12 protein-coding genes are annotated in these 25,545 nt (G+C 35.9%); 5 read left to right on the plus strand and 7 right to left on the minus strand.

Going from position 1 to position 25,545, the window contains the following annotated elements; translation table 11 throughout:
* Positions 1 to 60 precede the first annotated feature (60 nt).
* The 3 genes from DHU68_RS12770 to DHU68_RS12780 all read left to right on the plus strand — a co-directional run bounded on the left by DHU68_RS12770 (position 61) and on the right by DHU68_RS12780 (position 11,976).
* Positions 61 to 4,089, plus strand: coding sequence for a two-component regulator propeller domain-containing protein (locus DHU68_RS12770; protein ID WP_108823388.1), 4,029 nt, complete (start codon positions 61 to 63; stop codon positions 4,087 to 4,089).
* Positions 4,090 to 4,310: 221 nt separating this feature from the next.
* Complete coding sequence (locus tag DHU68_RS12775; protein ID WP_108823389.1) at positions 4,311 to 7,349, plus strand: TonB-dependent receptor; 3,039 nt, start codon at positions 4,311 to 4,313, stop codon at positions 7,347 to 7,349.
* Positions 7,350 to 7,353: 4 nt separating this feature from the next.
* Positions 7,354 to 11,976 carry an alpha-2-macroglobulin family protein gene (locus DHU68_RS12780; RefSeq protein WP_108823390.1) on the plus strand — a complete coding sequence of 1,541 codons (4,623 nt, stop codon included), beginning with the start codon at positions 7,354 to 7,356 and terminating at the stop codon, positions 11,974 to 11,976.
* An 80-nt stretch (positions 11,977 to 12,056) separates the two neighbouring features.
* Here the strand turns inward: DHU68_RS12780 and DHU68_RS12785 are convergent, their stop codons facing one another.
* Positions 12,057 to 13,454 carry a Gfo/Idh/MocA family oxidoreductase gene (locus DHU68_RS12785; protein WP_108823391.1) on the minus strand — a complete coding sequence of 466 codons (1,398 nt, stop codon included), beginning with the start codon at positions 13,452 to 13,454 and terminating at the stop codon, positions 12,057 to 12,059.
* A 479-nt stretch (positions 13,455 to 13,933) separates the two neighbouring features.
* Here DHU68_RS12785 and DHU68_RS12790 point away from each other — a divergent pair, with 479 nt between their 5' ends.
* On the plus strand, positions 13,934 to 16,705 hold the full coding sequence (locus tag DHU68_RS12790) for a family 78 glycoside hydrolase catalytic domain (protein ID WP_108823392.1): 2,772 nt from the start codon (positions 13,934 to 13,936) through the stop codon (positions 16,703 to 16,705).
* Between the two features lie 55 nt (positions 16,706 to 16,760).
* Here the strand turns inward: DHU68_RS12790 and DHU68_RS12795 are convergent, their stop codons facing one another.
* Genes DHU68_RS12795 through DHU68_RS12805 form a run of 3 tightly spaced genes read right to left on the minus strand, consistent with a single transcriptional unit; the run spans position 16,761 to position 20,719 of the window.
* On the minus strand, positions 16,761 to 18,653 hold the full coding sequence (locus tag DHU68_RS12795) for a DUF3857 domain-containing protein (protein ID WP_108823393.1): 1,893 nt from the start codon (positions 18,651 to 18,653) through the stop codon (positions 16,761 to 16,763).
* Positions 18,653 to 19,600, minus strand: coding sequence for a hypothetical protein (locus tag DHU68_RS12800; RefSeq protein ID WP_108823394.1), 948 nt, complete (start codon positions 19,598 to 19,600; stop codon positions 18,653 to 18,655). Before DHU68_RS12800 ends, DHU68_RS12795 begins: the two co-directional genes overlap by 1 nt.
* 39 nt (positions 19,601 to 19,639) lie before the next feature.
* Positions 19,640 to 20,719: a DUF3857 domain-containing protein gene (locus DHU68_RS12805; protein WP_160111135.1), complete on the minus strand. Its 1,080-nt coding sequence runs from the start codon at positions 20,717 to 20,719 to the stop codon at positions 19,640 to 19,642.
* A 310-nt stretch (positions 20,720 to 21,029) separates the two neighbouring features.
* On the opposite strand from DHU68_RS12805, the gene DHU68_RS12810 reads away from it, so the two are divergent.
* Positions 21,030 to 22,340 carry a hypothetical protein gene (locus DHU68_RS12810; RefSeq protein WP_108823396.1) on the plus strand — a complete coding sequence of 437 codons (1,311 nt, stop codon included), beginning with the start codon at positions 21,030 to 21,032 and terminating at the stop codon, positions 22,338 to 22,340.
* 185 nt (positions 22,341 to 22,525) lie between these two features.
* Here DHU68_RS12810 and DHU68_RS12815 read toward each other — a convergent pair whose 3' ends face one another.
* The 3 genes from DHU68_RS12815 to DHU68_RS12825 are packed head-to-tail and all read right to left on the minus strand — an operon-like array spanning position 22,526 to position 25,451.
* On the minus strand, positions 22,526 to 24,181 hold the full coding sequence (locus DHU68_RS12815; RefSeq protein WP_255412506.1) for a tetratricopeptide repeat protein: 1,656 nt from the start codon (positions 24,179 to 24,181) through the stop codon (positions 22,526 to 22,528).
* A 49-nt stretch (positions 24,182 to 24,230) separates the two neighbouring features.
* Positions 24,231 to 25,217 (minus strand): PstS family phosphate ABC transporter substrate-binding protein, encoded by a 987-nt coding sequence (locus DHU68_RS12820; RefSeq protein ID WP_108823398.1) that lies wholly within the window; start codon positions 25,215 to 25,217, stop codon positions 24,231 to 24,233.
* A gap of 30 nt (positions 25,218 to 25,247) precedes the next feature.
* Complete coding sequence (locus DHU68_RS12825; RefSeq protein ID WP_108823399.1) at positions 25,248 to 25,451, minus strand: hypothetical protein; 204 nt, start codon at positions 25,449 to 25,451, stop codon at positions 25,248 to 25,250.
* Between the last annotated feature and the right edge of the window lie 94 nt (positions 25,452 to 25,545).

Below are 25,545 nucleotides of genomic sequence, written 5' to 3' on the forward strand. Positions count from 1 at the left end.
TTTATGATTATTTTTACGTATTGGTGAAATTTTACCAATGATATCTTATATTTTTATGGTATGAGAAAAACAACAACTTTAATCTTCACCACATTCATTATATTGTGTATTCCCCTTGTTTTATCAGCCAAGGATACATATAATTTTCATTTCAAAAGAATAACTGTAGATAACGGTCTTTCGGAAAGTAGCGTTTATTGCATTATGCAAGATATAAAAGGTTTTATATGGTTTGGCACCAAAGATGGGCTGAATAAGTATGACGGAAACTCATTTAAAACTTTCAGAGGTTTAAATAGTAACATCCATAAAGGGAATACTCTACAGAATAACTTCATACGCAGCATGATCCAAACAGATAGCACAACTATATATGTAGGGACAGATGCTGGTTTATATTCCCTAAATATAGAAGATGAAGCCTTCAATCTGATCAGTACAGCAACGAAAGATGGATACAGAGTTACTTCAGCTGTAAACTCCTTATTGAAGGATAAAAACGGTAATTTATGGATTGGCACTATGCTTCAAGGAGTCTTTGTCTTCAGCCCTAAAAAAAACGAACTAAGAAAGGTAGATGCGAAAGGACTGAGACTAGAGCAAAATGCGACATGGACTATATACGAAGACAAATCGGGAGTCATATGGGTTGGCAACAGAGTTGGGTTACTGAGATATAATAACAATACAGAACAGCTCGAAGCTATCGAAGGCATGTTTAGTACTCAAAGTTCGTCCGAACACGAAGTTTTATCAATTTATGAGGATGACAATGGGATGATGTGGCTTGGGACATGGGGAGCTGGTTTGCGAATGTATAATAAACAGAGTAATACGTATAAAGAATTCTTCAATAACAAGTCAGGTTCTTTTTATATTACACATATACGCAGTCTTTTTCACTATTCTGACGAAAATATATTTATCGGCTCTGATGATGGATTATATATATTCAACACTAAAACTTTTGATATTCAACGCCTAAACAAGCCTAACTTGAGTTATAGCCTGAGTGACCAGAATGTATATTGCATAACTAAAGATAGAGAAGGAGGCATATGGATTGGCACATATTTTGGTGGCATCAATTATCTTACTCCCTTCCCTTCAAATATTGAATTGTTTCATCCATCCTCCACCCCATATTCATTATCAGGCAAAGCTGTGAGCCAGTTTTGCGAAGATGAATCAGGAAATCTATGGATTGCGACAGAGGATGGGGGTATTAACTACATGGATACGAAAACAAAAAGAATAACTCAGCCTGTAAAAACTTCATATCATAATACACATGCCTTGCTTTTAGATGGAGATGACCTATGGATAGGAACATTTTCGAGAGGAATAGATATATACAATACCAAGACTGGCAGAATAACGAATATGCGCAGCCGGATCAATGATGAAACAACAATAGATGATGATTGTATATTCTCTCTGTACAAAACAAAATCGGGAGATATTTATGCAGGCACACCCGTAGGATTAAATAAATACAATCGGTTAGATAGAAGCTTTGAGCGGATAAGTGAGGCGAATGGTTTTATTTATGATCTGGAAGAAGATAGCTATGGTAATCTATGGGTTGCTACATATGGCAGCGGAGTAAAGAAGTTTAATGTCAAGGCTGACAAATGGATTTCATATGATTACGTTTGTGCATCGGATGACCCTATCGTAAATAGCAAACTGACTGACATTTACATCGACAGCCAGAATCGTATATTATTATCCAGCGAAGGACGAGGCTTTTTCATCTATGATTATAGAAGCGATACGTTCATAAATTTTTCAGAGAAAGATGGATTGCCTAACAATGTTGTCTATGGTATTCTGGATGACTCGTATGGAAATCTGTGGGCAAGTTGCAATAAAGGGATAGTCTGTATAAGCAGTGATTTCAAAAACATCAAACTATACAATAAAGATGACGGATTGCAGAGCAATCAGTTCAATTTCAAAGCTAGCTATAAAACTCAAAACGGCAAGCTTTATTTTGGTGGAGTAAATGGGTTTAACAGTTTTTATCCAAAAAATCTTTTTGAGAAGGAGAACTTAAAAGTACCCCCTGTAGAAATCACTCAAATACAATTACTTGATAAAAAAGATAAGGATATAAATAGCAAATTGCATGCAGACCTTATAAAAAAAGGTCAGATAGAAATTCCCTACAACAAAGCGTCTTTTTCTATTTCATATATTAGTCTAAGCTACGTTTCTGAATCTAAAAATCAATATGCCTACAAACTGAAAGATGTTGACGAAGAGTGGAACTACGTAGACAACAACAAAACAGTTACCTATGTAGATCTACCTCCGGGAGAATATATATTTCAAGTCAAAGCTTCTAACAACGATGATGTTTGGAATGAAGAAGGAGCGTCTTTAATCATAAAAATACTTCCTCCATTTTGGTTAACCACTACGGCAAAACTCCTTTACCTGCTAATCACAGTATTACTGGTTTATATAACTATACAATATTACCTGAAAAAGAATATTGAAAAACAGAAGAAAATTCTGGATGCTTACAGAACGGAGCAAGAGACATTGGCTTTTAAATCTAAAATAGATTTTTTCACTACAATAGCACACGAGATACGAACTCCTCTGAGTCTGATAAATGCCCCTCTGGAGGAAATTATCAGTTCTGATGATGGAAAAGAAACTACCAAACAAAACCTATCCATTATAGAGAAAAACTGTGACCGTCTGAATACGCTGGTTAACCAGCTGCTGGATTTCAGAAAGATGGATTCTCTTACATATACTGTTAATCCTGAAAAAATTGATTTACAAAGATTCATTCAGGAAATGTTTTTCCGTTTTAATAAGACAGCACAGAAAAAGGGAATTGAGTTGAAACTAAACAACCCTGAAGCTAAAATCATCGAGATTTATTCTGATATTGACGCTCTGACCAAGATTGTAGGAAACTTGCTCACCAATGCAATGAAGTATGCAAAAGATACAATTATATTATCATTGGAAGAAAAAAATAATGGGCAGTATTCGATTAGTATAGAAGACAATGGTCCGGGAATATCTGATGAGCATAAAAATTTAGTTTTCGATCCATTTTATCAAGTCAGGAAAGAAGATCGCAATATTGGCACAGGGATCGGTCTATCCTTAGTGAAACATCTTACCGAGGCTCTTAACGGATCGATAACCGTATCTGACGCGAAACCTAAAGGGACTATCTTTACTTTTACACTCTCAGATATAAAAGACAATAACAACCTGACCGATCCTATTCAAGAAAACGAGTATTCTGAGGATTCCCCTTCATATATCAAGCAACCTCTGGGAGAGGAAATATATTCCATCCTCATCGTTGATGATAATCCGGAAATAGTCTCTTACTTACAAGGCTCACTGAAAAACGAATACTATGTAAGCCTAGCCTATAATGCTCAGGAAGCATTTTCTATTTTGAAAGGCGACCGTATCTATGATCTCATTATATCTGACATAATGATGCCTGATATTGATGGCATTAGCTTTACAAGGACTGTTAAATCTGACGTCAATTATAGCCATATCCCTATCGTTCTATTATCGGCAAAAACTGAAGTCAGTACAAAAATAGAAGGATTACAATCTGGCGCTGACGTATTTATAGAGAAACCGTTTTCTATTATGCACTTGAAAGCTCAAATAAAGAGTTTATTTGATAACAGACGAAACTTACTTGAAACATTCAACAGAACACCATCGGCCACATATACCAGCCTTGTTACAAACAAAAAGGACGAAGAATTTTTCAAAAAGCTCAATGCTGAAATAGAACTTCATATTTCTGATGAAGAGTTTTCTGTAGAATCATTAGTTGATACATTAGGCATGAGCCGGTCTAATTTGCAACGAAAACTAAAAAGTATCTGCGGTGTAACACCTGGAGATTACCTCAGAGATTACAGACTGAAAAGAGCTTGCAAACTCCTGCTCGAAGAAGATATGCGCATCAACGAAGTGGCTTTTAATGTAGGCTTTAGTTCTGCTTCATATTTTACGAAAGTATTTACAAAAGTATATAAAGTATCACCCAAAGAATTTATAAGTCAAAACCGAGCAATTCAAAAATAATCGAGTAATCCTAAAAAAATATTGATAGAGTCACCTAAACAATAAACAACTAACACTCTCAATAACATATCTTGATTTAAATCAAGATATGTTAATATTTAATTAGCTACTTTTGGTTAAGTAAAATTAACAACTTGTTTCTCCTTTATAAAACACACAGGGTACAAACTTATCAGCTACTACCATTAGCTATTATTTGGCTAGGTATAAACCATAAAATCATGAGAAAAATTATTCTTTTTATCTTTCTTTGCTCTACAATAGTATTACAAGCACAGAAAAAAGACAAAACTATACGTGTAGTTACACCACAGGGCTATCCTTGTGCTTCTATCTTTATAAAAAAAGTAATGTACAGTGGATTAGACTATACAGACAGACAAGGATATTTTACATTTAAAGATGTCTCTTCCGATTTCCATATAGTTATTAATCACAAAAAATATGTTGAAATACCCGTTGCAGGGCAAGATACTATTACTGTTGAATATGACCCTATTATAAGTGGTTATGTAGAAGATTCGCGGAGTAATTCTATAAAAGGCATTGAAGTGAAGTTGGTAGAAGAAAACCAAACACGAACTGTAATTACAGATAAATATGGTTTCTTCTCTTTTGTAGATATTGACATCCGCAAGGATATGATACTCCAATTTAAAGACTCGAAAAAGCAATATCAAAATAAAATCATCCGTAGAGAATACACTTTTGACCAACCGCTACAGGTCAAAATGGATCAATATATTTCACCTTTACTAGCCAGTAGAACGAATACCCTTGGTGTTGTCTATTTAAATAATACGACTCCGACCTTATCCGATGAAAAATCTATTAGTTATATTGAAGATGTAAAATCACTTAAGAAATCGGGCAACGAATACAAACCCAAAGAGGAGAAAAACAGGAAATCTACTGCCCAGCAATTTGAATATAGTGGATCCTTTTCTATATCGACAATAGGACGCACACCTAAACTACAAACAGAGTACGCTCAAGGGCAAAGCCAAGATGGAGAATTAATATGGCAAGGAGCCGATAAAAATCAACAATTCAGTTGGGGACCACAAATATCCTCACTCGAATATACAGATGGAAGTTATGCTTACGATAACAATGGAGCTCTGATAGGTAAAGGTCTAGGAAATGGGCTTAAAGCCAATAGTTATGATCCTGCCAACTTTTTCAGAACGGCCTTATCATTCAATAATAGTTTAAGTTATAGGCGAACATCTTTCAAGGAGGGAGTTCTACACTTTACGCTGAATCAGAGTAGAATAAACAGTCCTATTCCTCACTCAGATCAGGAGAATTATAATGGTTCTTTAAAGATAGAGAACATGAAGACTGGGAAATTCACTACAAGTGTCGCAGTACTTGGAAAAATAGGAATAGAGCATTTTATGAACAATGGAGCCAACCATGCTCGCCTGATGCATAGTCTTTTCACGACACCTACAACTTTCGACAACAACAATGGGTTGAACCGAAAGGAGGCTATCGACAATAATAATTCATGGCAACTCACCGACGGATCGATGCGTTCATATGCTCCTGAAGAAGTTGTTAATCCGTACTATATGGTAAGCCAGCTTCCCGATAAAGATAAGAATGGGACTGTCAAGGCATATGCTTACACAGAATACAAAAATAAAAACTTTAAGACTCTCGCCTCAGCCAGTTACGATTATCAATGGGATAATATGACTATCGGAAAAGTATTCACGAGCCCAATGCAAACATTGAAAAGGAAAGAAAATATTTCCGATCTCAGACTATCTGTACAGCCTAGCTATAAAATAGAAAATTATCGAACAAAAATAACCTTCCAAGGAGGGTACTCTTTCAATCATCTCTCGGATGAAGTAGACCGAATGGACGCCATCATTATGGATCGATCAAGAAATAGCAATGAGGTGTCTTATGGAATGAAATTTAATCGAAATAATTTTTTCTTTGATGTATATAACAAACACTATTTTTCAAATACAGCAAAGGATTATACCAACTTATTTCCTACTGCCGCAGTGAGATATAATTTATATAATCCTAATTTTATCAATGATGCTCTATATGATATATTTGACGATGACTTTTTAGAATATGTAGGAATCAGAGGATCGACAAGCCGCTCGTTAGGAGAGAATCCACTTGTCTTTAGAAACAGAGCTGCACTTTCTACTTTACAGAACTCGACAAACGCTTTGAAAACATTTTACGAAGACAGAGAGATTCTTCCTCTCTCTCACAAGATGAAACCAGAAATTTACCAAAACACTGATATTGGATTAGAGTTCAGATTTCTCAGAAATAAATTCAATGTAGAGCTAAACTACTATAATAATACGACTCATAATATGTTTGCACCGGTAAATACCGAAGCTGGCTTCTCGCTTGATAATATTGGACGACTCAACAATTATGGATTTCTTTTAGATCTGAGCTATTATCTCACTTCCGGATGGGGTGACAATCGCTTCTATGGAGTATTTAATTTCAATTTCAACAGGGCTCGCAACAAGGTAAAATCTGTATATGAAGGGAAAGACAAAGTTCAGTTAGCCGGTTTTTCGAATATAGGAACTTTCTTTGCTAAGGATGAACCCCTTGGTGTTATTTATGGATCAACGTACAAAAGAAATGAGGACGGCCAGGTACTGATAGATAATGATGGCTTCCCTGTTGAAGATCCTACGATGAAGTTGATTGGTGATCCAACTCCTAACTATATAATGAACCTTTCGGCCAACCTTAGTTGGAGAAGATTCTCTTTTACATTCAATTTCGAATACAGCAACGGCGGCGACCGATGGAATGGGACACAAGCTTATCTTGATTACTTGGGTATGTCCGAAAATTCAGCTTCTCAAAGAAATATAAGAGGCCATATCTTCGACGGAGTTTTAGCCAATGGAAACAGAAACTCAAAGAGTGTTGATTTTTATAATGCCTCACTCCCTATCGACCAAAATCGTTGGGTTCGCTATGGAGCGGATGGTGTAGGTGAAGAATACATCCAAGATGCCTCTTACTTGCGTATGTCTGATATCTCTTTGGCTTATCAACTCTTTAAGAGAGATCAAAACCGTTTTTTCGAAGATGCCACAATAGCAATTCATGCCGAGAATCTGTTATTCTTATCTTCCTACAAAGGTGTTGATCCTTCCTCAACCCTATTTGGATACAGTACAGGAAAGGGATTGGATTTATTCAACTCCCCAAGTATCAAAAGATACAGTTTATCGGTAACTCTAAAATTTTAAGAAAATGAAAAAGACTATATATATACTCCTGTTGTTGGCTATTCCATTTTCATTACTAGCCTTTGACAATCCTATTATCGAGCAGTTGATAAAACGACTAAATCAGTATAACTTGCTTTATCCGCAAGAAAAACTATATGTACAAACAGACAAGACCTTCTACAAACAGACAGAAAACGTCTGGTACAAAATATTTCTGATAAACAGTGGTGACCATACAGCTTCTTCGATAAGTGATGTTGCTTATATCGAATTGAGAGACCCAAAAGGGAATCTTGTAGACAAACATGAACATAACATTTTAGAAGGAGTGTGCGATGGTGAGTTTATGATAAGGGAAGATCTACCCGGAGGATTATATACCTTAACTGCCTACACCAAGTGGATGCAAAATTGGGGAGAAAAAGCTTTATTTAAGAAAGAGATCAATATACAGAAAGTAATAACCCCTCGCCTACTTCTCAAACTCGACTTTGAGAAACGTGCCTATGGACCTAATGATGAAGTTGTAGCTTCTCTTTCGGTTAGCAATCTGCGAAATCAGAAAACGAATGGAAGCTCTGTAAAATCAACTATCCGACTGAAAGGTAAAGTTGTAGAAACTGTCGAAAACACTGTTGAGAATGGTGAAGTAAAAATAAAATTCAAGCTTCCAGCAGACCTTGACACATCTGATGGATTACTACAGGTGGTTGTTACCGAAAAAGGAATTGAGGAATCTATTTCCCGTTCAATTCCTATTGTTCTGAATAAAATTAAAGTACAATTTTTCCCTGAGGGAGGACATTCCGTACAGAATGTAGAAAGTAGAATCGCTTTCGAATCTTTAGATGAATTTGGAAAAGGAGCTGACATTAGCGGAGTTATTGTAGATGAAGATAATAACGAATATGGATCGTTCAGTAGCTTCCATTTGGGAATGGGTGCTTTTAAATATACCCCTCTACCTAATAAGAAATACTTTGTGAAGGTGCTTCAACCTCAGTGCAAAGACAATCTTTTCCCTTTACCCGAAGTCAGAGAAAACGGGTTTGTATTTGGGTTAGCAAATCGTTCTGCACAATCCTTGTCGTGGAATATATATAGTCCTGTACAATCTTCTGTCACCTTAATCGGACAAACTCAGGGTAAGGTATATTACAGTCAAACATTAAATCTGAAAAAAGGGAACAACAAAATAGATGTAAAAACAGACGGTTTTCCTATTGGCGTCGCCGTTTTCACTTTATTTGATGCCGAACTGAAAGAACAATGCGAACGTCTAGTCTTTGTGAATCCCGAAAATGGTTTGAAAATCAAACTAGAAACTGACAAGGAATTTTACAATCCTAAGGAGGAAGTAAAACTGACTGTACGCACATTGGATAAAAACAATAAACCTACATCCGCGAAATTGGCTATCTCTGTTGTAGACGAACAGCTCATCACCTATGCCGACGACAAACAAGACAATATGCTCAGCTATATGTTCTTTTCTTCGGAGCTGAAAGGAAATATCCAAGAACCATATTTCTATTTCGATCCTACTAAAGAAAAGGCTAAAGAAGCTATCGACTACCTCATGCTAACGCATGGCTGGAGAGGTTTTGTATGGGAAGATGTGATTGATAACAAAAGAATTACACTTGACCATACTGCCGAAAAAATAGGTGATGTATATGGATATGTTTTGGATAAAAACAACAAACGAAAGCAAACAACTGTCTACCTAATAGAAAATGGGACAAAAAGAAGAGTAGCTGAAACCAAAACAACTCCTGAAGGGCAATTCGCCTTTCACAATATAGATCTGTCCGGTAATGTTTATATCATTACCAAAAGACCTAACAAAATCAATTTATTTGAAAGTAAACCTCAAATTATAGCTGAGAATGCAGATTTTTATCCACTCAATTTAGCCAAAGAACGGATAACCGAAAATAATATAGTAGAAGAGGAAAAGAAAGAAGTTGCACCTATCATAAAAGATGGGGAATTAGCTAAGAATGAGGAAATCATTATACCCAACTTTCCTGATTGGGATGACAATAAATCTCTGGATGAAGTTGTTGTGGCTGGATATGCTACTACAAAGAAGCAGTCTATCACAGGTGCAGTAACATCCATCAGACAGGATGAGATTCGGGTTCAGGTAAATAATATCAAAAATGCATTGAGTGGAAAAATCCCTGGTCTACTCATCGACCCTAGCAACCTAAATAACACTCAAGGCAATAAAATGTATCTCAAAGGAGTATCTTCATTGGGTAGTGGCTATTCTCAGCCGACGATAGTCCTTAATGGAATATTATTGAGCGAAACAATCAGCGGTGTATACAATATTAATGATTATGTCAATATACAAGATATAGAATCAGTAACAATAACTAAAACTCCTATAGATGACATTTTCGTTTCTAAAACAGGTAATGGTGTCATTTTTATTACAACTAAAAATCCTGTTTTTACAAATTACAAATCGCCAAAGCCTAAATATACAGGTGTAAGCATTCCTAAACGTAAGTTCTATGCTTCTCAAACATTTGAACAAAAAAATCATAATCAAGATAACTTGGCTACAACTGTCTATTGGAATGGAGATGTTACAACCGATAAAGAAGGTAGAGCCACTCTGAGCTTTACGAATAATGATACATCTTCTTCATTCCGAATCACAGCCGAAGGTTTTTCTAATACCACTGGGCTAATCGGAAGCCATTATCATAATATAGCTACGACCAAGCCTTTTTCATTAGACGTAAAATCACCTATATTCGCTTCTATTGGAGATGTAGTAAAGCTTCCTGTAATGGTCAATAATAATACATCCGAAGAGGTTACAGCTAAAGTTAAACTTTCCTTACCGCAAGAATTGATAGCTGTAGGCAATCAAGAAATAGAGGTAAAGGTCGCTCCAAAATCTGCTGAGACAATATTCCTTAGCTTCTCTCCTACCAAGGAAAAAGGGGAGCATAAATATACTATTTCGGCAAATACAGGCAATACATCGGACGAAATTACCAGAAGTGTAACTATACGTACAGTCTATTTCCCTCGAAAGATGAGCTTCTCCGGACGAAGTCTAAAAGATGTCTTCAACTTTAGTCTTAAGGGACAAATGGTTGAAGGTTCATTCCATGCGAATCTGGTATGTTATACAAATACCATTGATGAACTATTTTCTGGTTTAGAAAGTATTTTTAGAGAACCTTATGGTTGTTTCGAACAAACATCGTCGTCTAATTTCCCTAACATTATGGCTCTACAAGCATTAGAGGCATCAGGAGAAGACAAACCCGAGATCAAAAAGAAAGCATTAGACTATCTTGATAAAGGTTACCAAAAACTCTCCAGTTACGAAATTAAGAGTACGGGAGGTTTTGAATGGTTTGGAAATGATCCGGCACATACGGGATTAACGGCTTATGGCATTCTTCAATTCCACGAAATGCAGAAAGTCTACGACAAGGTAGACAAAGCAATGGTTGAGCGCGCTCGAAACTTCATCAAAAGCCGAAAAGATGGTTCAGGTCATTTCCTAAACAACACGAGAGGAATGGATAGTTTTGCAGGATCGCCTCAATCTATCAGCGATGCATATATCACTTATGCCTTCAGCGAAACCGGCGAAACTGACGATATCACAAAAGAATATGCAAAAGCATTGGACGAAGCTTATGAAAGTAAAGATATGTATCGGATGGCATTAATGGCTAATTCGGCTTTCAATATGAAGGACATGAAGAACCATAACAAGTTGATAGAGTACTTCAAAGACAATATGAAAAAGGGCTGGGATAAAATGAAGATAGAAACAACTATTACCAGAAGTTCCCTACCTTCTGCCACACAAGAGACTGTTGCTCTGTGGGCATTAGCTATGCTGAAAAGCAACGATCCTATCAATTTCCCTATAATAGATACATGTATCAATTATATTTCATCTAAACGCTCTAATGGGGGATTTTATAATACTCAGGCTACAATATTGAGTCTACAGGCTATTACTAAATATGCTGAATCAGGCTCTAAGGCTCTCGATAATGGTTCTTTAGCGATTCAGGTAAACGACACAAAAAAAGCAAGTCTTGACTTAACTAAACCTGTAGAAGAAGGAAAAGAAATGAGTTTAGACATTACAGATTTGTTCAACCCGAAAGGAAACAATCAGATCAAGCTCTATTATGAAAATATGGAAAAAGGGCTACCATATACTGTCGATCTGTATTGGGAGTATGACCGTCCGGAGAGCAGTAAAGAATGTGCTGTATATTTAACTACAAAACTCAACTCGAATACAGTAAAAAGAAATGAAACGGTTAGACTTTCCATTACTTTGGAAAACAAAAAATCGGAAGGAATACCGATGAATGTTGCTATCATAGGAATTCCGGGCGGTATGAGCTTACAGCCTTGGCAATTGAAAGAGCTTAGGGATAAATTGATTTTCGATTATTACGAAATCATAGATGATAATTTGGTTATTTATTATAGCCATATGCAACCTAACGAGAAGAAAGAGATCAACCTTGACCTGAAAGCTGAAATACCCGGTACTTACAAAGGGATGGCTTCTTCAGCCTATGTATATTATACTAATGAACATAAACATTGGGTAGATGGAATAGCAGTTACTATAACCGAGTAAAGAATTTTTCATATAAAAGAGACTCAGGCTCAAACTAAAAAAATAGTTTGAGCCTGAGTTGTTATTAAGTCTATTTACTTCTATACATGCAGCACTTTATCCATATCAATAATAGGGATAGGTTTGTGTTTAACCCACTCTCCTCTTGTGAAATCAGGAATAGCAACTGATTGACTCTTGTTCAACACAGATCGTTCTGTAAGTTCTACCAAGCTCGACCAAGAAGCGGCATCGTAAACGGATTGATCAAGAGGATAACCATTGCGTAGACAATATATCAAACGCCAAACCATGATAAAATCCATTCCACCGTGTCCACCAACCTTACGAGCCTGCTCTCCAATATATTTACTTAGAGGATGCTCATATTTTTGAAGTAGTTCCTTCTGTGCAGTTTCACTCTGAAAGCCATGAGCATTAGGCTGTATAGCTATCTTTTCCTCAGGATATTTCACAGCCATTCCTTTTGTACCTTGTATCAGATGAATACGCGAATAAGGTCGAGGTGAGGTTGTATCATGCTGTATCATAATACTTTTACCATTCACTGTATGAATAATTGTCGTATTCATATCACCGAGTTTATATGCTTCAGATTGAGTAATACGTGCATCATCTTTCAAATTCTCTTCAGCCCATAATTTCAATCCAAATTGATTGGTAGAAACCGATGATAAGTATTCCATTCGATCTCCTCTATTGATCCCCAGAACTTCTGCAACCGGACCTAGCCCATGTGTAGGATAAGGATTCCCAGTATGATTCTTGCTAAAATCCAATCTCCAATTCTTATAATAGCCATTAAATTTAGACTCACGAAGATCGTGTATATAAGCACCTTCTCCGTGAATAATTTCACCAAAAACTCCTTGTCGTGCCATATTCAGGGTAGCAAGCTCGAAAAAATCGTAACAACAATTTTCCAGCATCATACAATGTAGTTGTTTTTCTTCCGCTTTGTCTACCAATGCCCAACAATCCTTTATAGTTAAAGCCGCGGGAACTTCAACAGCAACATGCTTACCATGATCCATTGCATACAAAGCAATAGGCACATGTAAGTTCCATGGGGTTGCATTGTAGATAAGATCAATATCATCTCGCTCACACATTTTTTTCCAGTCTTCTTCTTTTGTATAAACAGCAGGCTCCTTTCGGCCTTGTTTCTTTAACAAATTCTGACTATTATTTACCCTATCCAGATTTAAATCGCATAAAGCAACCACTTCGGCTCCTTCTATTTGTGCTAAAGCATCTACTGCACCGGCTCCTCTACCCAAACCAACAACTCCAACTCTAACTTTATTTATTGGTTGACAACGAAGACCCATTACTGATTTTCCTTTACGCAATGGAATATCTTCAATTAATTTTTCTTCTGCAAACGATGTTAGAGTTTTAGAATGTGCTTCTCCTCCAATTATTGCAGTTGCACCTACAGCGAGGGACGTTTTCAGGAATTTTCTTCTATTCAACATGTTTTTAGTATTAGGTTAAAAATGATATTGATTCTGATTGACAGTTAAGTTCTACTCTTTTTCTGAATAGACGGGCATTATCTTGATATGTTTTTCTAACGTGTATTATGATCAGTATATAATTTATAGATCTTATCTACGAATATAACTACAGTTGTATCTTATAACCATCAAAAACCTCTAATATAATAATTTTCAATAGTAAAATTGTTAAACTAAGAAAAGAATAATAGAGAAAGAGTATTAGTATTTCTTTTTGAATGCGAAGAGTTGAGACAAACTAATTAATAATATATCAAACATTTAAGAAAGAATTATTATATTTATGAACTATAATAGTAAGTGCCCAAAACAAAATCTAAAAAACTTCACCTGATAATAATATCAGTTTTACTCTTGAACGTTTCCTTTTTCGATTTAAGGCACTTCTGTTATTAGCCTTTTTCTATAACCGATTTTATAAACATAAATGCCACGCTATGAAAAAACTACTTTTTATTACTGTCCTCTTGTTTATATCCCTTATGCCCAAAGCTCAAGTATCTTTTTCGGTTTTCGATCTTTCTACCGAACATGCGAGCAATCCTATCGGGATAGACAATCCAACTCCACGCTTTAGTTGGAAAACTAATTCGCAAAGGAGGAATTTCACACAAGGTGCATACCAAATCTTAGTTTCCGATTCTTATGATAAAATCAACAAGAACGAAGGAAACATATGGGATAGTGGAAAAATTAGATCAGAGCAATCTGTTTTAGTCCCTTTTGCAGGAAGCCAGTTACAACCGGCTAAGACCTATTACTGGAAAGTAAAAGTATCGGACGATAAAGGAGAAGAGTCTGCTTGGAGTACGATCAATAGCTTCACTACCGGATTATACACCCCTAAAGATTGGAACAATGCTCAATGGATATCGTTAGAAAAAGATGGTCCTTTTATCGCCGGCATACATGGATTAAGTGGTGTAGATCCTAGTAAACCAAAAGTAGGCATGTATAAACTTCCTCAGTTTAGGAAAGAATTTATACCCAAAAAGTCGGTAAAACAGGCTTTGGTATATATTTCAGGATTAGGGCACTTCGACTTATTTCTTAATGGAGAGAAAGTAGGAAATCATTTTCTCGATCCGGGCTGGACTCTATATAGCAAAGAAGCATTATATGTAGGTTTTGATATAACGAATAAGATTAATGATAAAGCGAATACTTTTGGTATAATGCTCGGAAACGGTTTCTTCAACATACCACAAGAACGCTATTTCAAACTCGTAACCTCTTACGGAGCTCCTAAAGTAAAGCTATATCTTGAATTAACCTATGACGATGGTTCTACCCAACAGATAGTTACAGACAAATCGTGGAAAGTAATAGAAAGCCCAATCACTTATTCCAGTATTTTTGGCGGAGAAGACTATGATGCTAATAGAGAAATAGAAGGTTGGCTCGGAAATGGCTATAATGACAAAAGCTGGTCTACACCAATTGTTTCAGACTATAATCCTACGTTAATTGCCCAGCAATCAAATCCGCTAAAGATTAAGCAAGAATTATCTGTAGTTAACAAATACAAGAACTCAAGAGGCAACTGGGTATATGATTTCGGACAAAACTTTTCTGGTATCACTCGCCTATCTGTAAAAGGGAGTAAGGGACAGAAAATAACACTTATTCCTGCTGAACTAATTACAAAGGATAGTCTTGCCAACCAAAAGGCCACAGGAGCCCCTTCATACTTTTGCTATACAACGAAAGGGAGTGACAACGTAGAGACATGGCAACCTCAGTTTACTTATTATGGTTTTAGATATGTGGAAGTTCTGGATGCTGTTCCTGCAGGAGAAGACAATCCAAACAATCTTCCCGAAATAGAAAAGCTGACCGGGCTGCATACTACCCTATCTGCCCCTGAGGTTGGAACATTTCATTGTTCTAATCCGATGTTTAATAAAATACATAACCTGATAGACTGGGCAACCAGAAGCAATATGGCGAGTGTCTTAACTGATTGTCCACACCGAGAAAAGCTCGGCTGGATTGAACAGGCTTATCTGACCCAAAACTCAATACAGTACCAATACGATTTATCGAAACTCTACACTAAAAAATTGAATGATATGGCTACATCTCAAACAGATGAGGGCGTTATTCCGACAATTACACCGGAGTATGTTCGTTTCGAGGGTGGCTTTGAGGATACGCCTGAGTGGGGAAGTGCATTCATTATAAGCCAATGGTATCTCTATCAATGGTATGGAGACGATATATTCCGTCACTACTATCCTAAGATGAAACGATATATGGAATATTTTGCAAGCAAAGCCAATAACAATATTCTTTCGTATGGATTAGGCGACTGGCTAGACCTAGGACCAAAGCCTCCGGCACATGCACAGTTGACAGCAAACAGTCTTACTGCCACCGCTACTTACTATTATGATGCTACAATCATGCAAAAGATAGCAACATTGTTGGGTGAAGATGAAGACGCTAAAATGTATGGTCAGCTAGCTGAAGAGATAAAAAAATCATATAATGATACATTTTTCAATAAAAAAACTAAAACATACGACCGCAACAGCCAAACAGCAAGTGCTATTTCATTATATGTAGGTTTGGTAGAAGATGAAAACAAAGATCAGGTATTACAAAATCTGGTAGATGATATTAGAGGTAGAAACAATGCTCTGACTGCTGGAGATATTGGGTTCAGATACGTTTTACAAGTCCTGAAACAAAACAATTTATCGAACATTATATTCGACATGAATAGCAAATACGATGTTCCCGGCTATGGTTGGCAGTTGGCGAAGGGTGCTACTACCTTAACCGAATCGTGGCAAGCATTTGAAAATCTATCACACAACCATTTTGTATTTGCACATCTATGGGAATGGTTATATGGAGGATTGGGAGGCATAGGACAAGCAGAAAATTCGATTGCATACAAAACTGTTGAAATTAATCCACAAATAGTTGGAGATATTACTAACACCCGCGTTTCTTACGAATCACCGTATGGTACAATCCGTAGCGAATGGAGATTGGGTGATGATACATATACATTAAGGGTATCAATCCCTGCAAATAGTAAAGCTATTGTACATTTACCAACTACCGACAAAAGCCTTGTTACCGAATATGGTATCCCTTTGAGTCAGATCAATGAGATAAAGGTGCTTGGATCAGACTCAAACTCTATGAAGCTTGAAGTAGGTTCGGGCGATTATCTATTCGAGGTAAAACAGAAATAAATAAAATCAAACAATAAGCTCCTAGCTGTAATAGCTGGGAGCTTCTGTTTAATGTCTAATTCTTTCTAAAGATCAACCTACTGGATAAGGCTTTGTCTATCTGACCGAAAAAATCTTTCAATTCATTATAAGCCTCCTTTTTATAAACACCTGGTTTTATATCTATTCTTTGCTCAGATATTACCTGATTATTATCTGAGACTATACTTCGTGAAAAAGTTCCAAATTGGGTTTCTGTTTTTAGATCTTTAGGTAAAGACTCTGCAACAAACCCTTCTGGCAATATATACGTTATGGTATCGCAGAGAACATACTGAAGAGGTATCTCAATATCTAGTGTACGATCGCTAGATGCAAATATTTTCAGATCACCTTTATTCAAGGGATAGCCTTGCACAAATAATCGGTTGCCTGTTTTATTCGCAAAGTTTGTAGCTTCGAAACTACCCTTCACTATACCCGATGGGAGTTCACTCGCTCTATATGTGATGTCAATATCTGCAAATTGTACCTTAGGCATTTTCAGTTCACTTCTCAGGTATTTTATTTGAGTTTCTCTGTCTTGCTCTTTCACACGAGAGGCTTCCACTGCCTTATCCATCGTCTTTTCCAAAGTAATATTCCCGGAAGCATTACCTTCTTCATCTACATTTATTGTCAGGTTTATTCGACTCATGTAAGCATCCCTTTCGTATGCGGGTGTCCTACACAATTTACCTCCTTCATCCGAAACGACAAGTACATCATGATCGGCAATTTCGGAATGCACAAAACCAAATGGTTGCATAGCGCTAGTACACTCCAGCCATATGCTATCATTCTTTATAGGAACAAGTAAAATAACATGATTCGCCTGTCTAAAACTTGGAAAGTTTTCAAAAAAGCGTTTATCTTCATCTCCCATTGAAATAACACAATAATTGGATTTAATATCTACAGCCTTTAGCATAGCCTTCATTAAATTTGTCAATCCTTTACAATCTCCAAATTTTGTTTTATATACATTAGCTGCTGTTTCGGGTTGATAACCTCCTATTCCAAGCGGGATACTAACATAACGCGTATGCTGTTGCAGATATTCGTAAAGAATTTTCACTTTTTCCCTCTCATTTTTGGCTTCGCCAACCAGGCTCTGAAGGGTAGCTACAACCTCTGCGGGTAATATATCTCGTCCTTCGAGCAGTTTATTAACCCACAAGCCGTATTCTTTCCATGTTTCCATATTGCCACACTGCGAATCGTAACAAAAATCAGCCGGTGCAAAATTTACAATAGGATATAAATCCTGGGGTTCCCAAATCTCATACTTTATTGCTGGAATATTTTCTTCGGTAATCTTGTAGATCTTTTTCCCAGTGGCTGTACTCTCTTCTATATTAGCTGCATAGTTAGAATGATGCCTCACTTTTATATCTGAAGGAACTTCTAGTTTATAGTTAGCTTTTTCGACAGCAACTCTGGATCTCCATATTGGGACATAGGGAGGATAACCTCTCACTCCATTCTTTGTCTTTACCTCATAGTTATATTCTACTGTAAATGGGTAGGAGCGCGAAATACACTCATAAAGGTGATTATAAGACCCTGTTGTAAAACTTTCGAAATCTAGACTGGAAGAAACCAAATCTCCTTTTTTGAATTTCTTTATCTCTTTGCCAGAGGCATCTCTTATCACTCCCGAAAATTTGGTTAGATCTGTAAATTTATCCGTGGTAATGTAAAAATGGGCATATCCATCCCCCTGTTCGTTCAAAATAGTGACTACTCTATTGACAGTATATACCATGTTATTTTTATCTGACTGAGATATGCCGGTAGAATAATTACGAACCACAGCTACAGCATCCCCTTCCAAAACTTCGGGAATATCAGACACAGGATAATTCTGACTAAACAGAGGTATACAGCCTAATAGATAGAAAAAATAAATAAATATTCGTTTACTCATTATGCTTCAGTTTCAGTTATACTAACAGCCTCGTCCTCTCCTATTTTCTTCAATACAATCATTTCAGAACACTTAGATACTATCTTAGCAAAGAAATCCTGAAGCTCCGGATATTTGGTTTGTAATACCAATAAGTCATTTATAGTATAATGGTATCTAACATCAACAGTATTTCCATTTACTGCTACATGGTACAAAAACTTCAATGTATTATCTTCATCCAGCACATAGGTAATACTCTCGGGTAGTTCCTCTACTTTATATCCATCAGGAATATCGATCCTTACTATTTGAATGTGATTTTCTAAATAATTGAACTGAATAGGGAATTTACGTGCTTCTGCTTTGAACGGATTCTCAGCAAAATGCTTTATCAGCATAGGGTCTATATAAAGAAATTCATCACCTAATACTAAATCGGGCTTTACAACAAAACTACGTTTCACCTCTTTATTGATATCTGCAACATCTTCTATTTTTATATCTTCAATAGGCAATGCTATTTTTTTTGCTAATTCATCTTTATAATGCTGTTCATCTTTATGCTGATTATAATAAAACCGTCTAAATTCTTGTGCACTCTTGTCTCGATATGTACTTGTTATTTCTCCTTGATACTGTCCATCATCAGCAAATTCATAGATAGAAGTGATATATTCTACTCCCTTAGAAGATTTTGTTAAATCAGTCCAACGAGTATTCCCTTCCTTCATAATGCGGGCTTGACTAATCAATGCTTTATTTGGCAATATATTCCATACACTATATTTATCCGATACATCGATGCAATACAATTTATCGTCAAGTAATATACCTGCTATACTATAATTAAACGCTGAAGCCGAAGGATGTGTGATAGGAATACGACCATTCGATCTTGTACTTAGAATAATAGGGAAAGCATCTATACACGCAGCTTTAAGGGCATTAATAGCTAAAAAATTCATATCTGCCGATGTTCCCAGTCCTTCTTTCAGCGCTTTACCTTAATTATCAGGAGCAAACTCAGACTTTTCATTCCATTTTACTTTTTGTCTTACAAGAGAAATAATTGCACTTGCTGCATTCAGGTCTTTAGACGCGGGTAATGGTTCATCTTTAAACAACCCTGTTTTCTTCAAATTACCACCAAAATAGTTAGACCCAAATAACATCTTATCTACATCGTTCCATGTTGTTGAAAATTGCTTAGACAAGTTATATTTAAACTGGAAGCTCCTCAATTCAAAGTCGATCCTACTTATATAATCCTCTGTTGACCAAATAAAAGGTTCTTCCTTCATTGCTACTAGATTCTCTGCCGCATAAATATATTTTTTAGCAGAGCATTGATCTGTATAGTTAAAGGAACGTCCATCTCCATCTTCCAGTCTCATACTAAATTTCAGATTAATGTCATCTACCTTTACCGGATTAATCCGTTCGTGTCCTTGAACGGATTGGTTATACATAAAATATTCAGGGATTATGATTTCGTATCGCACATTTAAAACCGGCACATATGATTGCAGGTTGAAGCCCCTTAGATTATAATTGAATGGAGATACCAAAGTATACTTATACTCTATTATAGAACCAACTTTAGCTCCCGGCATAGTAAATTTTATCCTTTTATTAACATCATCATGCTCTTCAGTTACAATAAAGTCTTTAGATAGTTTAGTTTTTTCAATCTTCCCATTTTCGAGATTATATGTAGTTCCAGAGAGTCCCCTAACTTCTTCTCTTGATGATATATTTGGTCCGTAATAATAAGAGACGCTACCTTCGCACTGATCCAGACCTTCCTCTTTTAATATTTTTATTTTCACCCTATAAGTGTATTCATAAAGAAAGCCCTTTAGGTCGTCATATTTGAATTCGGTAAATCCATCCTTCATTAAGACAACAGCTTTGGCTGTGGCATCTATCTCACACGAATTTATTTTCATCTCATCCATTGTCGTTTTCCCGTACTTAGACTGGGCATTAGAGATCTGAGCACAGAAAAGGATAGATAAGACAATAAGTATACGACTATAAAAAAGTCCTTTAGTCTTTTGTGTGTTTGTAAACATCGCGTCCATAGTAGTATTCATTTAAGTGTTAACAGCTATGTAAATATAATAATTTATTAACATAAAAGCATTTTAATACAAACAAATATTAAAACTGAAATTTTCACAGTTTACAATCTATACATAAGTCAAGAAACTCAGGAAATAGGAAAAGATTATATATAAAACTATACACAATGCATATAGCTATACATCAACATATTAAAAAATCAAATTAGAATAATTATAAATTAGATTCTGCAATTGCTTTATATTATTTTATTAACTTTCTTTGCATCTAACAACACACTACAAGATTACATATTAAAATAAATTAATTATGAAGCTTCACAACAATTCAGCACATTTCTTAAAATGTTCTATCCTATTATTATCTATTGTGCTATTATACAGCTGTGGTATTGGAAAAAATTTTTACGCAGATCAGGAACTCAATAATTATCCTGGTACAATTTATCTTAGTAATGGAGAAGTAAAAAAAGGACAAGTAGGAATGCCGTCCTCAAACAGTAAGACAATCCTGCTAAAAACCAAAGGAAAAGCCGATGAATCAATAGAGGCTGAAAAAGTTGACCGTATAGAATTCACCGCAAATTTAACAGCAGACAAAGTACATGTTGTGCGTTATCTGCCAGTGAAAGGAATGTTCAATAAAAGGAGTAACAGATGGGTAGTATGCTTCTCTGAAGGGCCTTATACATCAGCTTATGTAGGAGCTGCCAACTATAAGATCAATGCAGACGGAACAATGGGCTTTGTTGGTACTCGCCAAGTGGTGAACCATGGCAATGGGACAATGATTGTAAACCCAAGCTACCCTGTTTATATGATGAAAAAAGGAGATGATGCTCTGACTCATGTTGCATTGACTAAAGGGATAAGTTTTGAAGATTCTGCTTTTAGAAGTGGAGTTTCCAATTTTCTACACGATGACTCTCAATTAACAGAATATATACAAGATGAGAAATGGGGCTTTGACAACATGAATTCTATTGTCCAAAATTATAACCCAAACAGAGGTAATTCAGCCTTAGTTATAGATGGAGTTACTATTGCCCCTAGAAAAAGAAGCCTATTGACAAATGATTTTAATAAAGAAATGATTTGGTATGTAGAATCTGCCCTACCATCTGACGATAAATATTCGGCACAATTTGGTATAGGCATCAGAAGTACTATACACAAATTCTTTACTTATGGTGTTGACATAGGTTATGCCTCTGCAAAATATATTGATCAAACAAAGAGACTAGAAAATCATTCAATAAATGACATAGACAAAGTGCCTGTTGAAGAAAGAGACTTATCTAAACAAGGACTCTTTAGGGTAAATGCTTCTTTGGCTGGACAACTACCTTTCAGATTTAATAATATATATCTGATACCTGGTGCACATCTAGGCTTAGGAGCGATGCTTGGCACTGAATACAGTACTTTCTATTATGGACCAATGGCTACTCTTGATCTTGGATTTAAACTAAAAAGAGGAAATATTTTCCTGATAGGAGGTGGATATAGACATAACATCCCCCTCAAAGGAGATGAAGCTAAAACGGAAGCTTCAGGTCCCGGTTTTGAAGCTTATGAACCATACGGGAACATTCTTATCAGAGCTGCTTATAAGTTTTAACTTTGACTTTGGAATAGCTTAAAATAAGCTTTTGTAATACATATAAAAAGGATCTCTGAATAAATATTCAGAGATCCTTTTTAATTCATAGAATATAAGATATTCCTACATAGGTATAGGTATAAAAAATAATAGCAGCAAGGAAAACCTTGCTGCTATTATTTAAATATCTCGTTTAAACTTGATTAGTTTGTTGCAAATTCAAACAATGCTTTACCATTTGCATTCTCAGGATCTAATTCAAGTACTTTTCCTGCGTATTCTTTTACGAATTCTTTATCTGCTGCTTTCTTCGTTTTATCATATTCAAGATAATAAAAATAGCTTAAATAACTATAAGCTTCGATTAGGATAGCTTTATCTGCAGCTTCTAGATCACCTCCTTTTGCTAGAATAACTTCAATAGTTTTTTCATAATGAGGTTTTGCCAAACCTTGTTCACTATCCGGGTCCATTCTATAATTAGTTTGAGCTCTTTGGTAATATCCTAAGTGGCTATCAGGAACTCTCTCTGCTACAATTGCAAATGTTTCGTCTGCTTTTTTATACAATTCAATAGATTTAGCTTTTGCTTCTTCCGGAGTAACTGTAGTCGTATCTGATGCTGCAGCAACACCTCCCAGGAAGTAGTAACGACCTAGTTGGAAATAATTTTGAGCATCAATTGCTTCTTCTGGTGATAATTCAATAAATTTCTTATAAAATTCTGCAGCTTCTGGATACATTCTCTCTGATGCACAAGTAGTAGCCATTTCTTTTCGCAATTCTGCATTAGTAGGATCAAGGTCGGCTAATTTTTTATATTGCTCCATAGCTTTCACTTTATTTCCTGTTTGGCTCAATATGTTAGCATAAGTTTTATAGTCTAATGCCAAGATTGAGTCTCCTTCGTTCAACGGCAGGCTAAAAAATTTATCCCCTGCAGCTAATCCTGTTTCATAATCTTGAGTACTATTGCTGTTATACATCAACAGACGATTCAAAACGAAATCATCCGGATTGTTTTGCATTCCTTCTTGTAACAATCTCATCGATTCTGCAAAATTGTTAGTAAAATATTCTGCTGCTGCATAACGGCGAAGATCTTCAATGCCATAGTCTCCTGTTTTGAAATATTCTTTGTAAGCCTCTATTGCTTGAGGATAGAATCCATCACGATAATACAAGCCTGCTAGTTCTCTTGTAGCTAGTTTATTATCTGGTTGAATCGCGATTACTTTCTTAAGCATGTCAGCAGCATGGTTTCTATTGATGTACTCATACACTCTAGCTCCTTTTAGATAGGCTAGTGTACAGTTAGGATCAAAATAGATTGCTTGATCATATAGCTGAGTAGCTTCACCTATTTTATTTTCTTTAGCTAACATATCAGCTTCGAAAATATAGATGTAAGGATTCTTTTTGTCTGCTTTGTAAGCATCTTTTAGCTTCTCTTGAGTTTTTTCTTTCATATCATTGTCAAGATAAGCTTTTGCTATAGCAAGGATAACAGTTACGTCTTTTTTATTCTTCTTTTGAATATCCTTTAACTGATCTTCTGCTTCTTTAGGATTTGATTTCAACTGAAGTTTAGCAAGACCAATGTTATTTAGAGCTGATGCCGGATCAGCAGCTACTCCTGCTTCATAATTTTTTTGTGCTTCAGCTAAATTACCTTCTTGGTAAGCTATTTCTCCTAAATAGTAATTTGATTCAGCCGGCGCTTGACGCATTCTCTTCATGAAATAGTCTTTTGCCAATTTCAAATCTCCAAGACTGATATAGTCTGTTCCTGGATTATTCTGTGCTATAGCTGAAATACTGATCATAATACTCAATAAAGAGCCTAAAAAATACTTCATTTTCATGTTTTTTTATATTATGGATTAATGATTATTTTATTTCTTACAATTACAGTGTTGGTTTCACACTAACTACTCTCGTTAGGGCATATGCAGGTAAAAGTCCGGCTTTAAGAATAACTCTCTGTCCTTTTTCTCCGGCAGCAAAATTAACAAAACCGGAAGGTAATCCTCCTTTTACGTCTGTAATCATTATATATAAGTTCCTACTTAACGGATATTCTTGCAATTTAATGTATGCTGCAAATGGTTTATAACTATTTTTACGAGTTGCACTATCTGCCCTACTTACCGACATTACTCTAATGTTATTAATAAAGCTCAATCGAGTAGAGTCTGAAGGGTTGCTTATCCAGTTTACCCCAATTATACCTAAAGCATTTGGTGTAGATGCTACATAGTCTATCACTTGCTGATTTGGTGTGCGATCATACAAATCTACCGTTTTGATACTGTCAGAGCTAAATGCTCTCAGGTTATCACCTAAAGGTTCTCCTTTGCAAATAGAGTCGGCGATAAAGCGAACTGTACTTGAGTTGGGTGAATCGAAGGTAACAACTATTTCTCCCAATTTAGACTTTGGGTTCAATTCTTTCCACGAACGGATTTCTCCGGTCATTATTTTTTTTACATCTGCAACAGTTATCAGAGAGTCCTGATTCTCTTTATTGATAATTAATGCTACTGCATCCGTTGCATATGCTTGAGATCGTAAAGTTTGTTTTCTTTCTTTTATGATTTGTTTTTCAGCTGGTGTTAATTCTCGAGCTGCTATTATAACTCGCATACTATCGGCCATAAACAGCTCAAATGCTTTTCTTTCGTTAGCATATGTCGGTATCACAGTGGCCTCTTTGTTTAGACCTTCAAAAACATCTACTTGCTCTTGCACTATTGGCGCAAAACATTCATCTGCTACAATTTCTGCTACACCACTCGTCGTGGTATCGGTACGATATGATTTAACGTCCTGACACGATGTAATTGAAATGAGTGCAAGTAATAATACTGATATGATAACAACCGACTTATTCATAATCTTAATTTTTCTAATCATGTATTTTCCTCAAAACTGCTTCCATGCTCGATAGCCACGAAACAATCCGTATGCAAAGAACAATATCCCCATAATGATGCGAGCTGCAATATGTACATCTTTAAAGATAGGTGTAAAGACTAATAGAATTGCCACGAACAGATAAAAAACGACCATAAAAAGGCCAAAAATCATTCTTGGCGAGAATTTGGGTGATTTGTTTTCTTTTTCCATTGTTGTTTCTTATTTGAGAAAAAGAAGAGAAGATGATTTTTAGGTTCAAACTTCTCTTCTTTATTTAGTTTCTATTAAAAACTTAAGTTTAAGA

The sequence above is a fragment of the Dysgonomonas sp. Marseille-P4361 genome (genome assembly GCF_900343125.1).
Classification (GTDB): Bacteria; Bacteroidota; Bacteroidia; order Bacteroidales; family Dysgonomonadaceae; genus Dysgonomonas.

Coding starts and splice junctions, on each gene's coding strand:
- DHU68_RS12775 (WP_108823389.1), top strand. CDS start 4,311: ATGAGAAAAATTATTCTTTTTATCTTTCTTTGCTCTACAATAGTATTA.
- DHU68_RS12770 (WP_108823388.1), top strand. CDS start 61: ATGAGAAAAACAACAACTTTAATCTTCACCACATTCATTATATTGTGT.
- DHU68_RS12785 (WP_108823391.1), bottom strand. CDS start 13,454: ATGTTGAATAGAAGAAAATTCCTGAAAACGTCCCTCGCTGTAGGTGCA.
- DHU68_RS12790 (WP_108823392.1), top strand. CDS start 13,934: ATGAAAAAACTACTTTTTATTACTGTCCTCTTGTTTATATCCCTTATG.
- DHU68_RS12820 (WP_108823398.1), bottom strand. CDS start 25,217: ATGAATAAGTCGGTTGTTATCATATCAGTATTATTACTTGCACTCATT.
- DHU68_RS12815 (WP_255412506.1), bottom strand. CDS start 24,181: ATGAAGTATTTTTTAGGCTCTTTATTGAGTATTATGATCAGTATTTCA.
- DHU68_RS12800 (WP_108823394.1), bottom strand. CDS start 19,600: ATGAATTTTTTAGCTATTAATGCCCTTAAAGCTGCGTGTATAGATGCT.
- DHU68_RS12795 (WP_108823393.1), bottom strand. CDS start 18,653: ATGAGTAAACGAATATTTATTTATTTTTTCTATCTATTAGGCTGTATA.
- DHU68_RS12780 (WP_108823390.1), top strand. CDS start 7,354: ATGAAAAAGACTATATATATACTCCTGTTGTTGGCTATTCCATTTTCA.
- DHU68_RS12805 (WP_160111135.1), bottom strand. CDS start 20,719: ATGGACGCGATGTTTACAAACACACAAAAGACTAAAGGACTTTTTTAT.
- DHU68_RS12825 (WP_108823399.1), bottom strand. CDS start 25,451: ATGGAAAAAGAAAACAAATCACCCAAATTCTCGCCAAGAATGATTTTT.
- DHU68_RS12810 (WP_108823396.1), top strand. CDS start 21,030: ATGAAGCTTCACAACAATTCAGCACATTTCTTAAAATGTTCTATCCTA.